This is a genomic window from Pseudomonas sp. LP_7_YM (genome assembly GCF_004364435.1).
Classification (GTDB): domain Bacteria; phylum Pseudomonadota; class Gammaproteobacteria; order Pseudomonadales; family Pseudomonadaceae; genus Aquipseudomonas.
This window is the reverse complement of the sequence record NZ_SOCT01000013.1, coordinates 77,867-96,024: the sequence shown is the minus strand read 5'-3', so window position 1 is coordinate 96,024 and position 18,158 is coordinate 77,867. Positions and strand designations below refer to the sequence as shown.

At 58.2% G+C, this 18,158-nt stretch carries 14 protein-coding genes and 1 pseudogene; 11 read left to right on the top strand and 4 right to left on the bottom strand.

Annotated elements, in window-relative coordinates:
• The first annotated feature begins 4 nt into the window (after positions 1–4).
• Genes EC915_RS25735 through EC915_RS21765 form a run of 5 tightly spaced genes read left to right on the top strand, consistent with a single transcriptional unit; the run spans position 5 to position 3,266 of the window.
• Positions 5–871, top strand: coding sequence for a glycine-rich domain-containing protein (locus EC915_RS25735; RefSeq protein ID WP_133752574.1), 867 nt, complete (start codon positions 5–7; stop codon positions 869–871).
• A 6-nt stretch (positions 872–877) separates the two neighbouring features.
• Positions 878–1,291, top strand: a complete 414-nt coding sequence (locus EC915_RS21780; RefSeq protein WP_133752573.1) for a tail fiber assembly protein — start codon at positions 878–880, stop codon at positions 1,289–1,291.
• A gap of 44 nt (positions 1,292–1,335) precedes the next feature.
• Positions 1,336–1,761 (top strand): cell wall hydrolase, encoded by a 426-nt coding sequence (locus EC915_RS21775; protein WP_133752572.1) that lies wholly within the window; start codon positions 1,336–1,338, stop codon positions 1,759–1,761.
• Positions 1,762–1,806: 45 nt separating this feature from the next.
• A complete protein-coding gene (locus tag EC915_RS21770) occupies positions 1,807–2,025 on the top strand; it encodes a hypothetical protein (RefSeq protein WP_372237941.1) in 219 nt (72 codons plus the stop codon).
• Complete coding sequence (locus tag EC915_RS21765) at positions 2,022–3,266, top strand: SGNH/GDSL hydrolase family protein (protein WP_133752571.1); 1,245 nt, start codon at positions 2,022–2,024, stop codon at positions 3,264–3,266. Before EC915_RS21770 ends, EC915_RS21765 begins: the two co-directional genes overlap by 4 nt.
• A 275-nt stretch (positions 3,267–3,541) precedes the next feature.
• On the opposite strand, the gene EC915_RS21760 is transcribed toward EC915_RS21765, so the two are convergent.
• Together EC915_RS21760 and EC915_RS21755 are read right to left on the bottom strand one after the other, a co-directional pair.
• Entirely contained in the window at positions 3,542–4,120 is a 579-nt protein-coding gene (locus EC915_RS21760) for a hypothetical protein (protein WP_133752570.1), read from the bottom strand.
• 275 nt (positions 4,121–4,395) lie between these two features.
• A complete protein-coding gene (locus EC915_RS21755) occupies positions 4,396–4,752 on the bottom strand; it encodes a hypothetical protein (RefSeq protein ID WP_133752569.1) in 357 nt (118 codons plus the stop codon).
• Positions 4,753–5,483: 731 nt separating this feature from the next.
• On the opposite strand from EC915_RS21755, the gene EC915_RS21750 reads away from it, so the two are divergent.
• The 3 genes and pseudogenes from EC915_RS21750 to EC915_RS25365 all read left to right on the top strand — a co-directional run bounded on the left by EC915_RS21750 (position 5,484) and on the right by EC915_RS25365 (position 8,106).
• Positions 5,484–6,542: a ParA family protein gene (locus tag EC915_RS21750; protein WP_133752568.1), complete on the top strand. Its 1,059-nt coding sequence runs from the start codon at positions 5,484–5,486 to the stop codon at positions 6,540–6,542.
• A gap of 828 nt (positions 6,543–7,370) precedes the next feature.
• Entirely contained in the window at positions 7,371–7,613 is a 243-nt protein-coding gene (gene tnpB, locus EC915_RS24915) for an IS66 family insertion sequence element accessory protein TnpB (RefSeq protein ID WP_256658804.1), read from the top strand.
• 132 nt (positions 7,614–7,745) lie between these two features.
• A pseudogene (locus EC915_RS25365) lies at positions 7,746–8,106 on the top strand (hypothetical protein).
• A gap of 145 nt (positions 8,107–8,251) precedes the next feature.
• Here the strand turns inward: EC915_RS25365 and EC915_RS21730 are convergent.
• A complete protein-coding gene (locus EC915_RS21730) occupies positions 8,252–9,721 on the bottom strand; it encodes an aldehyde dehydrogenase family protein (protein WP_133752567.1) in 1,470 nt (489 codons plus the stop codon).
• A 101-nt stretch (positions 9,722–9,822) separates the two neighbouring features.
• Here EC915_RS21730 and EC915_RS21725 point away from each other — a divergent pair, with 101 nt between their 5' ends.
• Complete coding sequence (locus EC915_RS21725; RefSeq protein ID WP_133752566.1) at positions 9,823–10,680, top strand: LysR substrate-binding domain-containing protein; 858 nt, start codon at positions 9,823–9,825, stop codon at positions 10,678–10,680.
• Between the two features lie 87 nt (positions 10,681–10,767).
• Here EC915_RS21725 and EC915_RS21720 read toward each other — a convergent pair whose 3' ends face one another.
• Positions 10,768–11,256: a hypothetical protein gene (locus EC915_RS21720; protein ID WP_133752565.1), complete on the bottom strand. Its 489-nt coding sequence runs from the start codon at positions 11,254–11,256 to the stop codon at positions 10,768–10,770.
• Positions 11,257–11,810: 554 nt separating this feature from the next.
• Here EC915_RS21720 and EC915_RS21715 point away from each other — a divergent pair.
• Positions 11,811–14,813: an autotransporter serine protease gene (locus EC915_RS21715; protein ID WP_133752564.1), complete on the top strand. Its 3,003-nt coding sequence runs from the start codon at positions 11,811–11,813 to the stop codon at positions 14,811–14,813.
• Between the two features lie 86 nt (positions 14,814–14,899).
• A complete protein-coding gene (locus tag EC915_RS21710; protein ID WP_133752563.1) occupies positions 14,900–18,019 on the top strand; it encodes an autotransporter domain-containing protein in 3,120 nt (1,039 codons plus the stop codon).
• Positions 18,020–18,158 lie beyond the last annotated feature (139 nt).

The following is an 18,158-nucleotide window of genomic DNA, read 5'->3' as shown; positions in this document are numbered from 1 at the left end:
CAAAGTGGATTATCCCAAAAGTGTGCCCAACGTGGGCCTCGTGAACGGCAAGTTTGTGGATGAAAACACAGCGACGGGTGTCGTCGGATCACTTATTCCCTCGACCTGGGGCAACGCGGTTACTGACGAGCTGCTCGCTGTCATCAAGGCGGCTGGGCTTGCTCCGGATGAGGGCAACAATGGCCAGCTATTGGTAGCCATAAAGTCGTTTAAAGGTCGGCAGCGATGCACCTCAAGCGGCTCGTTTCCCGTGCCGGAAGGTGTGACCGAGATCTGGGTTAGCGGGTGTGCGGGCGGCGGCGGCGGCGGCGCCTCTCTTGCGACGAACTCATCCTCGTTTGTTACGGGCGGCTCTGGAGGCGGGGCGGGACTGTTTGTAATTCGAGTCCGTATTCCTGTAATGCCGGGGCAGGTAATACCTTACACAATTGGCGCCGGCGGCATTGGCGCCACCCCAGCCGCCAATAACGCTTCAGATGGCGGCGCGACAACGCTGGGCGTGGACGGATCGCTGCTCAACCTTTTGCCAGGCCAAAGGGGCTTGGTTGGTAGCGGGGGCACCATAGCACCTGGCAATTACCCGGGGCCTCAAGGGGGACTTGGCTACCCTACTGGCGGATATGCGTCGGACACCACAGTGTTCTCGGGTGGTCTCGCGTCCGGTGGCCCTGGTGGTCTTGGCGCAAGTACGCCATTCGGGAATGCCGGGGCACCCGGCCGCGGCGCGGCAGGTTCCAGCCCGCCAGCCTTCCCGGGCTACGGATATGGGGCAGGCGGGAGCGGCGCCGGCGGGGGGTATTCCTCAAGCGTTTCCGCACCGGGCGGCGCGGGTGCCGACGGGCTCCCCGGTTATCTTGAATTGGAATGGTGAGCATAAATGGCTAGATATGCGGTTGTTGAAAACAGCTTGGTTATTAACGTCATGCTCTGGGACGGTGATACCGAAAATTGGGCGCCGCCGGAGGGACAGACAGCGGCTTTGATACCGGAAGGATTGCCGGTGACCAATGGCACCCGGTATGTCGACAGCGAGTTCATTCTCGAAGTGATAGAGCCCGAGCCCCCTCTTGAACCGACTCCCCAAGATATTCTGAGGATCAATGCGGGAACGCGTGATGCTTTGCTGTTAGTGGCTACGACTGCCATCGCTCCGCTTCAGGATGCAGTTGATCTGGATGACGCCACCACTTCAGATGTCGCGCTGCTCAAGAAATGGAAGCAGTACCGGGTCGCCGTCAACCGGATCAATCTGACCCTAAAACCCCCTTCATGGCCCGATCGACCTAAATAACTTACCAGCCGCGTTCAGCGGTTTTTTTTCGTCTGGAGAAAGTGATGACCGTGACTGATAAAGATCGCGATGTACTGGCGCGCACCCTGTGGGGCGAAGCACGCGGCGAGGGATTGGTCGGAATGGTGGCCGTGGCCTGGACGATCCGCAACCGCGTGGACGATGGCAAGGATAAATCATGGTGGGGCGAAGGCTACGCCGGCGTCTGCCAGAAGCCGTACCAGTTCAGCTGCTGGAACCGCAACGACCCTAACTATCAGTTCCTGAGCGGTGCGCGGCAGATCCCATTCCGCGAGCTGGCGCAATGCCGAATCGCGGCTGACCAGGTGATCGACGGCAAGGTCCCAGACCCCACGGGCGGGGCGACCCACTATTACGCGACCACCATGGCGAAGGCGCCGAGTTGGGCGGCCAAGGCGAAGCGGACGCTGAAGCTCGGCAACCATGTCTTCTTCCGCGACGTGCCCTGATCCCATAGATAAACATTGGAAGGGGAGACCCTGACGGAGAGTGCTGTGCAGACGACGACAAAAGAAGAGGCCTTCTCGCGGGCAATGCGCGTGACGCTGGGCGTGAAGGCTAATGGCGGCTCAGTAGCTGTTCAGATCAAAATGGGGGATGCCTGGGTGACGACTGACACGTTCTGGAATGATGGCGCTTACCAACTCAACATTCCACTGGCCACGGTGCGATTCGTACCGGCGGGCGGTGCTGCCTTCGAGGTGTTCGCATGAGCCTCCTTGCCGATGCTCAGCCGACCCGCCGCCGCATCCGTCGCGGTCTGGGCCTATTGGGCGACAGCTTCAGCGCGAACTGCCACACGGTTGACCCTAAGGCATTCGCCACTGAGGCCTATGGATACGCGGGAGCGATCGCGGCGAAGACCGGCCTGTTCCCGAGCTACCTCGACAATCAGGGGAAGGTAGGCGACCACTCCGGACAGTTCATGGCACGGATCCCGTCGTGCCTGACCTCGCTCACCGCCGATCTGTGGATGCTGCTCTCGCGCACCAACGACAGCACCACGGCTGGCATGACGCTGGCCGACAGCAAAGCGAACGTTATGAAGGCGATCACCGCTTTCCAGAGCACGCCGGGCAAGTACCTGATCGTGGGTACTGGCACGCCCCGGTTCGGTACCAAAGCCCTGACGGGCACCGCGCTGGCCGAGGCAATCGCGTACAAGGACTGGGTGCTGAGCTACGTCAGCCAGTTCGTACCGGTGGTCAATATCTGGGATGGCTTTACCGAAGCAATGACCGTGGAAGGCCTGCATCCCAACATTCTCGGCGCTGACTTCATTCAGTCCCGATGCGTGCCGGTCATCACGGCGAACTTCGACTTCCCCGGCATTCCGCTTCCGACCGACTCTGCCGACCTGTACTCGGCGATTCGCCCGTTCGGCTGCCTAAACCTGAACCCACTGATGACTGGCAATACCGGCGTCATCAACGCATCGGCCAACCCGGTCGCGGGATCGGTGCTGGCGGACAGCTACAAGGCGTCTGGCTCTGGCCTGACCGGAATCACGTCGCGCTGGTACAAGGAGGCATCTGCATTCGGCGAGGCGCAGTGCATCGAGCTGGCCGGCACCATGGCGGCGGCTGGCGGCTACATCTATCTGCAGCCCGCCGCAAACGTCACGCTGAGCAATCTTGTCGCGGGTGACATCATTGAGATGGTTTCGGCGCCGGAGATTATTGGCAACAGTCGCGGCATTCTCGGCTGGGAAGCGGAGCTGATCATCACCAAGCCCGTGTCGGGCACGTCCACCACCATCTATTACCGCTCGATGGACAAATATCAGGAACCGTTCACGCTTCCGGCGAATTGGAAAGGGGCGCTGGAGACGCAGCGGTATTCGTGCGACATCACGGAAACGGTCGTCAGCGCGAGGATGGGGCTGTACATCGCCACCGGCATCGCCCAAGATTCCAGGGTGAAGGTCGTTCAATTCGGAATTAGGAAGAACTGATCGATTAACAGGTGGCCAGGGTGTGTTCCAGCAGTGGCACATGCGTTGCTATCCGCCGGACCCTGTCTCACTCCTCCAGCGGATCGATCAGATGACGCCCTTGATTTCCAACATGAATTCACAGTTATTTTTCGTCACATCCATTGCTCTATAAACAGCGAAGCCCGTACTGGTCATGCTTCTCTAGCTTTTCATGTGGTGCGCTTGAGAGGGATTTGAACCCGCGTCTTGCCCCAGAGGACGTCGCTTCCAGCTTGAAGGCTGGCATAAAGCTGTCATTTCTTCAGTTCCGCTACTTTGGTCTCCAGCGATTCAGTCTGGGTAGTCAGTCTGTCGTGCTCCGCTTGCAGGCTGTTGCGAGCCTCTAGGAGGCTATTACGCTCTGCAAGGATCTTGATAATGGATGACTGCGAGTCAGTGGCCTGCCTGAGACCGATGCTATACCGCTTGTACATGTTTTTTAGTTTTTTATTGGTTGCACGCAATGACGCAAGGTTGCCTGGTTTGGTCTGCGAGTACAGTAACGCGTGCATAGCGTTGCTTTCTGTAAACATACACTCTGCATCTCGTAGTTGCTGATCCAGAAATTCTTCAAATTGGATTAGGTCTAAGGTGCGCTCCTGATAGAGGCCAACTTGGGATTTCACTTTCTGAATCGAGCCCATGGTTTGCAAAAGGAGGTCGACATTGTCTGCAGCTAGACTCACATTGGTGTCATAAAGGTTATGTCTCAGCAAATTATTTTCCTTTGCGTTTTTGATCCAAAATATTGCGGTCGCCACCCCGGCGCCGATTAATGCAGCGAGGCTTTTATCGGAAAAAAAGCCAGCCATTAATGCATTTACTAGTTCCATTGAGTCTCCGTCGCCTTAAAGCTATTGTCACCGGCCCATGATAGCTCTGCAGGACCGACTGCATTATTATCCACTGCCGGCATCTACCTGCAGACACGCACGATCCGGCCTTTATTCGTAGGGAGTCGAGGTTCGATCAACCATGTTGATGCAGCAATCGTAGATATGGTCGATCAATGCGCTCAGTTTTTTGGAGCTTCACCACCAGGCTTGATCAGCTCTGGATTGTGAAATCGAAATAGAAAAGGGCCCGTCGTTTACAAGCCATTTTCCTCTCAAGAACGCCCCAAGGTTGACCGCTGTTTTTTCATAGCCTCAATGCGCAGAGCTTCATGGAGGTCCTCAAGCTGTTGGCGGGAGTTTTCCAGTCCACCTATGCGGTTGCCCATAGAAGCGTTTTCCCGAAGGCAGTCAGATAGCCTCGCCTCAGTCTCTTTGAGAGCAATGCGTAGCTTATCCCGCTCGAGCGTGACCTCGTTATGCATGTCGATCAGCTTTGCCTGGTTCTGGCGGTAGCGGCTCAGGTCCTTCTGCAGCATGTGGCATTCCTGAATTAGCAGGCGCGACTGCTGCTCAAGCATTTCTTCGCGGGTGAATTCGTCGGGCCATTCGACGTGTTCTGTGGAGAGCATGGGGCACCACTCAAATACTGTTTTAATATACAGTAATCGAGCTTAGACAAGGAACGCCAGCTTGGCTGACGAACTGCAGGGGGGGGGATGGTGATAAGGTCGACAGAACGCCGGGTGGGAAGGGGCAGAGCGCCTCGGATGGGTGTCTAATACTTTCTCGGCCTATCTCAGTTTTAAAGGCGTCCAGCCCACCTAAATCGACTTTTCATTTTAGACGCTGAATCGCTGGACGCTTTGCCCGGCGTGATTTGCGAGCCGTCTTTTCTACTACTGCTGCATCAGTGGGGTGTAGCTATCGCCAGGGCCCGCTGTGCCCGAGTCGCATGGCGTCTTTCCGTGCGAAAGAAACGTGGGGGAATTTTGGGGGAATGAATCCCCCGAATCGTGTGGAACCATGCTGTGTCATGCTTAGCTGAAAGCGCTGTTTCTAAAGGGATTTATGGATTTTGCCCAATATTAAATGCGGTCGAAAACGGATTCGAAATCCGTTGTACTGGCGACAGTACCTAGGGTTCAAATCCCTATCTCTCCGCCATTATAAATAAAGCCCCGCAGGCAAGCGTCTGCGGGGCTTTTTCGTTTCTGGATTGTACGTATCTTCAGGGGCGGTATTTCGGTAGACGCGGCGATGGCGCTTTGATAGCGTGGCTAGGCTGATCTCCATTAGATCTCGACATTTCGACGAGCATCGTGGAGGTCCAATCTTCCAAGCACGCAAGGAGCGACATTCATTGGCTATTCAAATCTCCCTGTTCAACCACAAAGGCGGGGTAAGTAAGACAACTACCGCATTCAATCTGGGCTGGATGCTAGCTCAGAAGGGTAAGAAGGTCTTGCTCGCTGACTGTGATCCGCAGTGCAATCTAACTGGAATGGTTCTAGGTTTTAAAGGGGGCGATGATTTTGCGGAGATATACACTTCCGATGAAGTGAGGAATATTCGTGATGGTCTAGCGCCAGCTTTTGAATCTCGCCCTGCTCCAATTACTCCTGTTAAGTGCGAGGCAATTGTAGGTCAACCTAATTTGCATCTAATTCCTGGTCATATAGGGCTTGCAGAGTATGAAGTCACCTTGGGTATTGCTCAGGAACTATCCGGCTCGTTAGTGACGCTTCAGAATCTCCCCGGATCCTTTCATCATCTTTTTCAGTTGACCGCTAAGCAATACGACTGCGACTACATTATCGTAGATATGAGTCCAAGTCTTGGCCCTATCAATCAGAATCTTTTGATGACTAGCGATTTTTTCCTAGTCCCCATGAGTCCTGACTACTTCTCTGTAATGGCCACAGACTCATTGTCTAACGTGCTTCCGAAGTGGAAGGCGTGGGCAAATCAAGCTCACTCAACTAACGTTCTGCAAAAAGCTACTTACCCATTTCCGATAATCGAGTCGAAATTTCTCGGGACAGTGATTCAGAAGTACAGGGTCAGGGAGGGAGTTACTGCCTCCGCTGCTTTCCAAAAATGGATCGACGAGATCGAGACGGGTGTTAAGACTAAGCTCGTGCCGGCGCTTGATGCTTGTGGGATGCTGATGGACGCAGAAGCTTACACCTCCATAGGCGTGCAGCCGGGAGAGCCACTACTCCAAATGTCCGATTTCAATGGCCTTATCGCGCTATCCCAGAAGCATAAGGTGCCGGTTTACGCGTTAAGCGATGAGCAGTTAGAGCAGACGGGCATTGTGCTTGAGCGGACAAAGAAATCTATGTTGAAGTTTGGTACTCTTTTTTCGGAGGCAGCTGATAAAATTATCTCGCTGACTGAATATGCAGAAAGCCCTTGAGGCCGCCCGCGAGAGTTTGGTACGAGTAGAGCACCTAGGTGGGCTTTATAGTGCTCTACAATCGCTAACGACGTCAGCAATAGATTCGAGTGACTTACTGAGAGCTCAGGTGGTACTTGCTGTAAGTGCACTGGACTTTTACATCCATGAGCTTACCGTCGCGGGCATGATAGAAGTCATCAAAGCCATCGCCCTTCAACATCTGCCTTCGAAAAGTATCGCGTCTCAGTCGGGGCAATGCTTGGGGGTATTCAGTCAACGACATTTGATTGGTTTGAGGCTGACGTACGAGAGAGGCACAGTTTTCTCTCGTTTCAACAGCCGGACAAGATCGCTGATGCAATTAGGCTCTTTTCCGATATAAAACTATGGGAGGTTGTTGGGAATCAGATTGCAGATAGGGACGTTAAGGAGAGGCTTCGATTGATTGTGGATAGGCGCAATAAGATTGCTCATGAAGCTGATATGTCGCCAACCTATCCGGGTCAAAGATGGCCGATCACGCAATCAGATGTTGCTGACATTCGCCTATTCATCGGACGTGTCGTGGAGGGAATCCACGATAACGTTGTACTGTCTGTACCGTAAGTAAGCAACAGTGAGGTGTTGGGATGCACACTCAGGACGCAGAATGTCCGAAAATGTCGGCCCACTCCTTTCCAAAATCGAGACTTTCCAGTCTTGGTCCCCGGAGTTGAGCTTGCGAGCGGAATATCCAGAGCGGTCTGTGGAGATTCGCTGAAACGTATCCGCTTCACGAACCCCACATTCCAAGGCAATAGCTAATGTCTGATGCTGTGCTCCCGATTTCCATCTGGAGCCAGCACCATGATGCGACCTGACGCCAAAGTCGAAAAAGTTTACCTCTACCCAAAACCTGTGGATTTTCGAAAATCCATTGATGGCTTGGCCGCGCTGGTCGAGTTAAATATTAAAGTTGCCGTGTTCGATCCCGTGCTTTTTGTTTTTCTGAATCGCCACCGTAATCGAGTGCAAATCCTTTACTGGGAGCGCAACGGCTTTTGTCTTTGGCTCAAGCGCCGCGAATCCGAGCGTTTCAACCTCACCTGATGAGGCCGACGAAGCCATTGTGCTGACCGTCGAAGAATTGAATTGGTTGCCTGATGGATTTGATCTCTGCAGAAACCGTCCGCACAAGGTTTTGACTCCAAGATTTGTGGTTTGACGGGTATAATCCAGGGCATGCGACCAGTGCCCGAAAACCTCCCCGACGACCCCTACTTCTCAAACAAATGTTGCTTGAGAGCTATGGCGCGTGCACGGGAGCAGGAAGTTAAAGGCGCTTACGTCACTCACATCGTTGATCTCAAAGAGCAGATCAAGCCAATCACCGGCTACACAACCTTTGACTTGATGGGTACACAGGGCGTCGGCTTCGGTTCGCTCAGTCTGGGGATTCAAAACCTGCTGCACAAGCAGTACAGCACGGTGTGGGGGTAGCGGGCGGCGCTTTTCTATTTCACCGACCTATGGCCCGGAGTACCTGTATGACTATCAGGGGCGTGGGCGTACCTACGCCGTTACCTGGTCAGTGGCTTACTAATCATCGCTCAGGATGCTGCGTCTTCCTTGCCCGCATAGGCTCGAAACAGGCGCAGATCCCTCGCACTTCGCCAGAAGGCGCAGGCGCCCGACGATACGTTCGCCAGCCTGATACGCAAGGTATCAGGCTGCCTCGGGCCAACCACTTACTGGTTGTAGTCCAGATAGGTCACTTTGGTTCGCACATAGGTGCGATAGCCTTGCTCACCATCATCGCCGCCCAGTCCGGAGCGTTTCCAGCCGGCATGGAAACCGTTGATTTCCTCCGGGCCAATGCGATTGACGTAGACCTCACCACTTTCCAATGCGTCCACCAGGCGCATGCTCGTGCCCAGGTCCTGAGTGTAGACATAGGCGCTTAAACCATAGTGGCTGGCATTGGCCCAATCGATGACTTGCTGCTCGTTATCGAACGCAACGATTGGCAGGATGGGTCCGAATACCTCGTCACAGAGAATGTCGGCGTCCGCGCTCACGCCCGTCAGCACGGTCGGGGCCACCCAATAACCTTTGTTCAAAGCGGCGGGCAAGGTCTGCGGACCCCCGGCGGCAATCTGTGCGCCTTGTTCCAGGGCGCGTTTGAGGTGGGTGTTCACGCTGTCGCGCTCGGCCGCGCTGACCTTGGGGCCGATGTCGGTGCTCTCGTCGTGCGGATCGCCCAGTTTCAACTGATTGACCTCACGCACCACCGCTTCGACAAAGCGATCATGAATCGACGCATGCACGTAAGTGCGTTCGTTGGCGATGCATACTTGACCGCAGTTGGTCATGCGCGATGCCACCGCGTCCTTGGCCGCACGCTCGATATCGGCATCGGCCATGACGATGAAAGGCGCTTTGCCGCCCAACTCCAGCGACACCGGCACAATGCTGTCGGCGGCGGCATGGAGGATCTGGGTACCTGCGCGGGTCGAGCCGGTCATGGTCACCAGGTGAGTACCAGGGTGGCGCACCAGTGCATCGCCCAGGGATTTACCCGGCCCGGTTACCACGTTCACGACACCGGCGGGGATGCCCGCTCGCTGACATAGCGTGGCCATGGCCAGTGACGAAAACGGCGTGTTTTCGCTGGGTTTGACCACGATGCAGTTGCCGGCAACGATGGCGGGCGCGACCTTGCGCAGGAACATCGCCAACGGGAAATTCCAGGGAATGATTGCGGCCACAACACCGTAGGGTTCTTCACGGATGCTGATGGTGCGCCCCGGAGTGCCGGAGGCCATGACCTGGCCGGTCTGACGAAAGCCCAGGCCCGCATGGTAGCGCAGCATGGTCAGTGCCATGCCTACTTCGGCTCGGGCCTCTTTGATGGGTTTACCCTGTTCGGTGACCAGCAGGCGAGCCAGCGCTTCGCTGTTTTCCTGTACCTGCTCGAACAGCCGCTGCAAGTGTTCAGCCCGTGCCGCAAGACCCAGCCGGGCCCAGGCTTTTTGCGCCTTTGTGGCATGCTCGATGGCGTGTTCGGCAGTGTGTTCATCGCCATCGGCGACGACTCCAATGGACGCCTCCGTGGCAGGGTTGAACACCTCGCGGGTTTCGCGGCCGGTTTGCCATTGCCCGCCGATGAATTGGGCCGGTTCGCGTGGCAGCAGGGCCTGAATCAGATCGTTGTACATGAATGTCTTCCTCGGTATCAGTGAGCACCACCCTAAGGTTTTGTAGCCGTTGTTGAAATTGAAATATATTGAGTCACCTTTTTCGAAAAAGAGAACAAGTCATGCAGCTTGCTCAACTGCGCGCGTTTTGCGCCGTGGCCCGAACCGGTTCCGTTACGGCAGCGGCCAAGGAATTGCACCGGGTGCCGTCCGGCGTGACCTTGCGCATCCAGCAACTGGAGGAAGACCTGGACTGCAAGCTGTTCGTGCGCGAAAAGCAGCGCCTGACCCTCTCTCCATTCGGGCGTGCGTTATTGGCGCGGGCGCAGCAAATTATCGAACTGAGCGACGGCGCCAAGGCGCTGATCCGCGAGGAACAGGTGGGAGGTCATTTGACGCTGGGCGCGCTGGACGTAGGCCTGGTGGCGTTCATGCCGCAGCTCGTGGGGCGCTTTCGCCAGCGCCACCCACAAGTGAGCATGGATATTCGCAGCGACGTCTCGGAGGTATTGATGGGGCAGGTTGCTGAGGGGTTGCTGGATATCGCCCTGACCGACGGCCCGGTGCAGTCTCCGGCCCTGGACAGCCGTTATGCCTTCTCCGACCATCTGGTGTTGATCACCGAGCAGGCCCATGGGCCGGTGCACGCTGCCAGTGACCTGCGCTGTCGGGAGATTTATGGCTTTCGCCAGAACTGCTCGTTCCGGCTGCGTCTGGATCGTTGGTTGCAGGCGTCCGGAGGGGAGCACTTGCAGATGATCGAGATGGAGTCCTACCACACCATGCTTGCGTGCGTGACCGCAGGCGCGGGAGCTGCCTGGGTGCCGCGAGCGATGCTGCAGACACTGCCAGGTCGGGCGGCGGTGCGGGTGCATTCGCTTGGAGCCGCGGGACGTTCGGACCTGTATTTCGTTTGGCGTGCTGGACATCTGACGGGCAATGCCCAGCGGTTGCTCGGCCTGCAGGATATTGAGGTGTAGGAGAAGGTGGTTGAGGCGTAAGCGGAATCTGCCCGTCCATCGCTCGACTCAGTTACACCAAGCGAGGGCAGGGCGACTGCAGCTGATTCAGACCATACCGGCCAATGCTTTCGCCGCTTCTGGCGTCTGCTCATTCTTCTGATAGTTTTCTGCAAGTGCGTTTTTCGCCATCAGTGCCGGGTTCACTTCGCCCTGCATGACACCTTTAGCGATGCCTTTGACACTGTTTTCAGCGGTTTCAAGACTGCCTGAAACGGCCCCGCTCAACATGCCGCCAATGCTGCCATCAGAGTTCCCGGCGCCCTTGAGCGCATTGCTCAAACCGGGAATCAATGCCGTTGCGTCGCCTAGCTTGGAGGCGATACCCGCCAGACCACCTTTTTTCTCGCCCGAGCCTTCTTCGGTCGATTTTTTACCCAGCAAAGAGGACAGATCGGTACCCGGCTGGCCGCCGAAATTGACCAGGCTGCTGGCGATGCCCGATGGCAAGGCAGTTGGTTTTTTGTGAGCGATTTCGCTGTCCGCGTGGCCTGCGCCGCCCGTGATGCCTGCGCCTGAGATGCCTGGAAGTTTCATGATTGCTCATCCTGTAAGGAATTCGTCTGAGTGGCGCAGTCGATCGTTAACCCATGTACCGACCCCGGCCTGTTTCCTGCCTCCCCCTTTTCGGGAAGTTTCAGTGTGTGGTCGCTGAGGCGCCGCGGGTTCCCGAATCAGGCGAACCGTTTTTGCGGACCGCACTTCAAACAGACCGAAGTTTGGCTTTGGCTAAACCTTGTCCAGTTGCAATAAGTAACGATGATTACCGGGTATTTCGCGTTTGCGATTTTGGCGCTTCAGGGGAAGCAGCGAGCTAGCGGGCCAATGTTTCATATTGCTGACATTGGCATGGCTTAGTGCCACTTTATGCAATTAAATAGCCACTACTTTCGGATGTGTAAATCTTCCATGAATGAAGCTAAATTGAATAATTTCAATGAGTTAATAAAGTTACGATGAATCGAATAAGGGTGGCGCCGATTTTTTGTGTTTGTAACAAGGTTGAAACAAATCAGTTGCCAAGTATGTAACTGCGAATTATGTTCTGGCATCGCTCAATCAAGAGCTAATCATTTGCCAGGTGTGCAGGGATGCAAAAGTCGAAGACTGTGGGTGCTGCGCGTTACTTTTTTAAACCGGCTGCAACGAGCGTACTTTATGCGCTGTCGTTCACGGTTGGGTGTTCCGCTTATGCCGACTACATCGAGCAGGGCAAGTTGGGTGACGCTGCCAGTTGGCGGTCTTCAGAATTCCAAAGCGACTGGGGGCTGGGCCGTATCCAGGCTGATCAGGCCTATGCAGCGGGCATCACAGGCGCCGGTATCAAAATCGGTGCGCTGGACTCCGGTTTCGACCCTTCCCACCCGGAGGCCAGCCCGTCCCGCTATCACGCGGTGACCGCCAGCGGCACCTATGTAGACGGCTCGCCCTTCAGCGTCACCGGCGTGATCAACCCAAACAACGACACTCACGGCACCCACGTCACCGGCACCATGGGCGCGGCACGGGATGGCGTTGGCATGCACGGTGTGGCGTATAACGCGCAGATCTACGTCGCCAACACCAACCAGAGCGACAGCTTTCTGTTCGGACCCAATCCTGACCCGCGTTATTTCAAAGCGGCGTATACGGCACTGGCCGATGCCGGAGTGCGGGCCATCAATAACAGTTGGGGCAGCCAGCCGCCCGACGTGACCTACGCCACGGTCGATGGCGTGTACGCCGCTTACGCTCAGCACTACAACCGTGGCACCTGGCTGGACGAAGCGGCGAATGTTTCGCGTACGGGCGTGATTAACGTGTTCAGCGCCGGCAATAGCGGTTACGCCAACGCCAGCGTGCGCGCTTCGCTGCCTTATTTCGAACCCGATCTGGAAGGTCACTGGCTGGCCGTTTCGGGGCTCGACAGTGCCAACGGTCAACGCTACAACCAGTGTGGGCTCTCCAAGTACTGGTGCATCACCATGCCGGGGCGGTTGATCGACAGCACCGTGCCAGGGGGCGGCTACGCGCTCAAGTCCGGCACCTCGATGTCTGCGCCCCATGCCACAGGAGCCCTGGCGCTGGTGATGGAACGCTACCCGTACATGAACAATGAGCAGGCGCTGCAAGTGCTGCTGACCACGGCGACCCAGCTTGACGGCTCTATCACCCAGGCGCCTAACACCAGCGTGGGCTGGGGCGTGGCGAATCTGGAGCGGGCAATGCACGGTCCGGGTCAGTTGCTCGGCACCTTCAACGCCAACCTGGGCGCTGGCCAGAGCGACGTGTGGAGCAATGGCATCTCCGATCAGGCGCTGATCCAGCGTCAGGCGGAGGATCAGGCCGAGCAGGCCCAATGGCAACAAACGCTGGTGAGCAAAGGCTGGCAGAGCGGCATTGCCAGCACGGCGAGTCAACAGGATCAGACCGACTATGCGGTAGGCACAGCCCGCGCCGCTGCGGCAGCACAGCGGCAGTATCAGGGCAGCCTGATCAAGTCCGGCGCCGGACGATTGATTCTCGAAGGCGCCAATACTTACCGTGGTGACACGCTGGTCGATGGTGGCTTGCTGTCGGTCAATGGCTCACTGGTCTCGGCCGTGCAGGTCAACGCCGAGGGCACGCTGGGCGGCTCGGGTCAGATCGGCGGGTTGACTGCGCACGACGGCGGTATCGTTGCGCCGGGCAATTCCATCGGCACCTTGCAGGTCAACGGCGATGTCAGCTTTGAGCCGGGCTCCACGTATGCAGTGGAGCTTTCTCCCGTAGCCAGTGATCGTATCGTGGCCACCGGCAAGGCCATCGTTTCGGGCGCGAACATGACGCTGGCGCTGGACCAGACGCCGATAGCATTGAACGCCGCCCCGAGCCAGAGCGTTCTGGGTCAGCAGTACAACGTGTTGCAGGCGGCCAACGGCATCAATGGCCAGTTTGGCGAGGTGACGTCCGGCTATGCCTTTCTGAGTGGTCGGCTTGATTACGCGGCCAATGCTGTGGCGTTGAACATCGTGCGCAGTGCGGCATTCAGCAGCGTGGCACAGACGCCGAATCAGGCCGCCGTGGCAACCGCTGCCGAGCAGTTGGGCGCGGGCAATGCGGTGTACGAGAACCTGTTGCTGGCCCAGAGCGCGGCCTCGGCGCGCGACAGCTTCCAGCAGTTGTCGGGGGAGATACACCCGGCGATCGGCACAGTACTGATCAACGACAGCCGCCAGGTGCGGGATGCCGTCGGCGAGCGCTTGGGGGCCAGCGTGTTTGGCACCGGCGACGAGGTGTCTGGACAAAGCAACGTTTGGCTGAAGGCGCTGGGCGCCTGGGGCAAGACCGATTCGCGGCACGACACTGCCGCTTACTCCAGCTCCATTGGCGGCCTGCTTGCAGGCGTTGATGGCAAGGTGGCGGACGACACCCGGCTGGGCGTACTGGCCGGCTACAGCGACAGTTCGTTGAGCATGGGTTCTGGCACCCATTCGCGGTCCTCGGTGGACAGTTACCACCTGGGCGCTTATCTGGGCCATGAAATCGGCGCGCTGCGTGTGACTCTCGGTGGTGCTTATGCCTGGCACCGGATTGATACCCAACGTGATGTGCAGGTCAACGGCGCAAGCGGCCGGGAAAAAACCAAACACGACGCGCAGAGCGGCCAGCTGTTTACCGAGGCTGCCTGGCGCATCCAGTTGCAGCCAGCGACCGTCGAGCCATTCGCCAATCTCGCTTATGTCCACCTGGACACCGACAGTTTTACCGAGAAGGGCGACGCTGCGGCCCTGTCTTCCGGTAGCGACACCCGTGATGCGGTGCTGAGCACTCTGGGCGTGCGAGCGCTGAAGACCATTGCGATCACCGAACGGCAAAAAATCGACCTGTCCGGCAGCCTCGGCTGGCAGCACAACCTGAGCAACACCGACTCCGAACAGCATCTGGCTTTTGCCTCCGGGGGCAGCAACTTCGCCATCGAAAGTTCGCCGCTGGTGCGCGACGCTGCGCTGGTAGGCGCCCATGCCAGCCTGGCGTTGAGCAAGGAAGCCAGGATCAACCTCGACTACAGCGGCCAGCTGGCCAGTCGCGAAAAAAGCCACGGTGTCGGCCTGAGCCTTAACTGGCAGTTCTAGGCACGCCCGCCTGACTCAAGAGAACAACGCGCATGCAAATGCATGCGCGCGCAGATTCGTGTGCGTTAACTAAGGACGGTAGTTTCATGAAAGACGTGTTTAACAGCCGACATGGCTCGGTCATCTCTCTACGTTCGGTCATCCGGGCGATCAATCGCGCTTCTTGCGGCGCACTGGCTTGCTACCTGACCAGCATGGGCGTGGCCCATGCCGCTCCCTATGTGGAAGCAGGGCAGGCGGGCAATGCCGCCAGTTGGCGCAGTGCCGAGTTCAATGCCAACTGGGGGCTGGGCGCAATCAATGCCGATCAGGCCTACGCCGCCGGCTACACCGGCAAGGGCGTCAAACTCGGTATTTTCGATCAGCCGGTGTATGCCCCGCACCCGGAATTCGACAGCCCCGACAAAGTGGTCAATCTGGTCACCAGCGGCATCCGTCAATACACCGACCCGTATATCCCGGTGAAAGCGGGCGATCCCTTTCGCTACGACGGCGCGCCGAGTCTGGATTCCAACGGCAAGCTCGGTAACCACGGCACCCACGTGGGCGGTATCGCCGGGGGTAATCGAGATGGCGGGCCGATGCACGGGGTTGCCTTCAATGCGCAGATCATCAGCGCCGACAATGGCGACCCCGGGCCGGAAGACGGCATCGTGCTGGGCAACGACGGTGCGGTGTATCAAGCGGGTTGGAACGCGCTGGTCGACAGTGGCGCGCGGGTGATCAACAACAGTTGGGGCATCGGCATCACTGACCGGTTCGCCAAGGGCGGCCGCGATCCGGCGTTCCCGCACTTCACCGTTGAGGATGCCCAACTGCAGTTCAATCAGATCCGCCAAATCCTCGGCACTGCACCGGGCGGGGCGTATCAGGGCGCAATCGATGCGGCGCGCAGCGGAGTGGTCACTATTTTCGCTGCGGGTAACGACTACAACCTCAATAACCCCGACGCCATGGCCGGACTTGGCTATTTCGTGCCGGAAATTGCGCCTAACTGGCTGACCGTGGCCGCCCTACAGCAGAACCCGGATGCCGCCGCAGCGGCCACCACGCCTTATACGCTCAGCACGTTCTCTTCGCGCTGCGGTTACACCGCCAGTTTCTGCGTAGCGGCACCGGGAACGCGCATCTACAGTTCGGTGCTTAACGGCACCAGCCTCGAAGACCTGACCGTCGGCTGGGCCAACAAGAACGGCACTTCCATGGCAGCGCCGCACGTGGCGGGCAGCCTGGCGGTGCTGATGGAACGCTTCCCGTACATGACCGGTGCGCAGGTAGCCGAAGTCCTGAAGACCACGGCCACCGACCTTGGCGCGCCGGGCATCGACGCGCTGTATGGCTGGGGCATGATCAATCTGGGCAAGGCAGTCAACGGCCCGGCCATGTTCGTCACCGAGGCGGACATTCCCAGCGAATTCAGGATCAGCGGTGCTTATGGCGACAGCCAGTTCGTTGCAGATTTGCCTGGCGTCGGCGCTGTGGTCGATGCGGGCAAGCCGACCCAGCGCACTTGCAGCGGCCCGCAATGCGGGCTGGATGTCTGGAGCAACGACATTTCCGGACATGGCGGGCTGACCAAGCAGGGCATCGGCACTTTGGTGCTGACCGGCAACAACAGCTATAGCGGCCCGACGCTGGTCAATCAGGGCCGTCTGGCGGTGAACGGTTCACTGGCCTCGGCAGTGACCGTCAATGACAGCGGCATACTGGGCGGCAACGGCAGCGTCGGTTCCCTTACCGCCAACCGTGGCGGTACGGTCGCGCCTGGCAACTCCATCGGCACGCTGCAGGTTGCTGGCGATCTCACGCTGGCCCCAGGTTCGATCTACGCGGTCGAGCTGTCCCCCACCGGCAGTGATCGCATCATCGCGGGCGGCACCGCGACAGTGAGCGGTGCCAACATGACCCTTGCTCTGGACAGCAACGCCTCGTTGCTCAGCAGTGGCCAGACCGCCAGCGTTCTCGGTCGGCAATTCAACGTGCTCCAAGCGACAGGCGGTGTGGAAGGCCAGTTTGGCTCGGTGGCGCAGGACTACACCTTCCTCAGCGGTAATCTGGCGTACACCGGTACTGGCGTAACCCTGGCTGTCGAACGTAACGACGACAGTTTCGCCAGTACCGCGCAAACCACCAACCAGCGCAATGTGGCGCAAGCGGCCGAGCAACTGGGTGCGGGCAATCCGGTGTATGAGAGTGTGATCCTGAGCCAGGACACCGCCACTGCACGTCGCGCGTTTACCCAGTTGTCGGGTGAAGTGCACCCTGCCATCGCCACGCAACTGATCAATGACAGCCGCCAGCTGCGTGATGCCGTAGGGGACCGCCTGCGCGTCGCAGGGCTTTACGAGCCGCCGGCGCCGGGCAGTGAAGACAACTCGGTGTGGGTCAAGGCTCTGGGCGCATGGGGCAAAAACTCGGGGAGCAGTGACAGCGCCAGCTCGGTTTCGTCTCTGGGCGGCTTGCTCGCCGGTGTCGACGGCCTGATCAGCGATCACACGCGTCTGGGTGTGATGGCGGGCTACAGCGACACCTCCCTGAGTCTGGGCGACGACACCCATTCCCGCGCCTCGGCGGACAGCTACCATCTGGGCGCCTACATTGGCCACGAAGAGGGGGCGTTGCGTTTGACTGCCGGTGCCTCCCACAGCTGGCATCGCATCGACGTCAAGCGTGACCTGCAATACGGCGAGTTTTCCGATCGGCAAAAGGTCAAGCGTGATGCCCAGGCGACTCAGGTCTTCACCGAAGCCGCTTACCGCCTGAACCTGCAACCGCTGGCACTGGAACCGTTCGCCAATCTGGCTTATGTGCACCTGGACAGCGATGGCTTCACTGAAAAAGGTGGCGCCACCGCGCTCAAAGGCCATGACGACAACCGCGATACCGTGCTCTCCACACTGGGTGCGCGCGCCAGCAATCGACTCAACCTTAACGACAGTCAGAAACTGGACCTGTCCGCGACCCTCGGCTGGCAACACAACCTGAGCGACATTAACAGCGAACAGCACCTGGCATTTGCCAATGCCAACGCCGGCAACAGCTTCACGGTGCAAGGTGTTTCGATGGATCGCGACGCTGCGGTGGTCGGCGCTCGCGCCAGCCTGATGCTGAGCAGGGAAGCTCGTATCAACTTTGACTACAGCGGCTTGCTCGGCGCCCGCGACAAAACCCACGGCGTGGGGCTGTCTCTGGATTGGCAGTTCTGACAGCAGGCGTCTGCGGGGTTAGCGCCCTGCAGACGCAACCGCGTGGAAGTTGGTGGGGTGGTGTCCGGCCAATGACACGGATATTTGTGTCATTGGCCGGTGCAAGGAAAGCACTTAAGGTGCGCTCGCAACGAGCGCA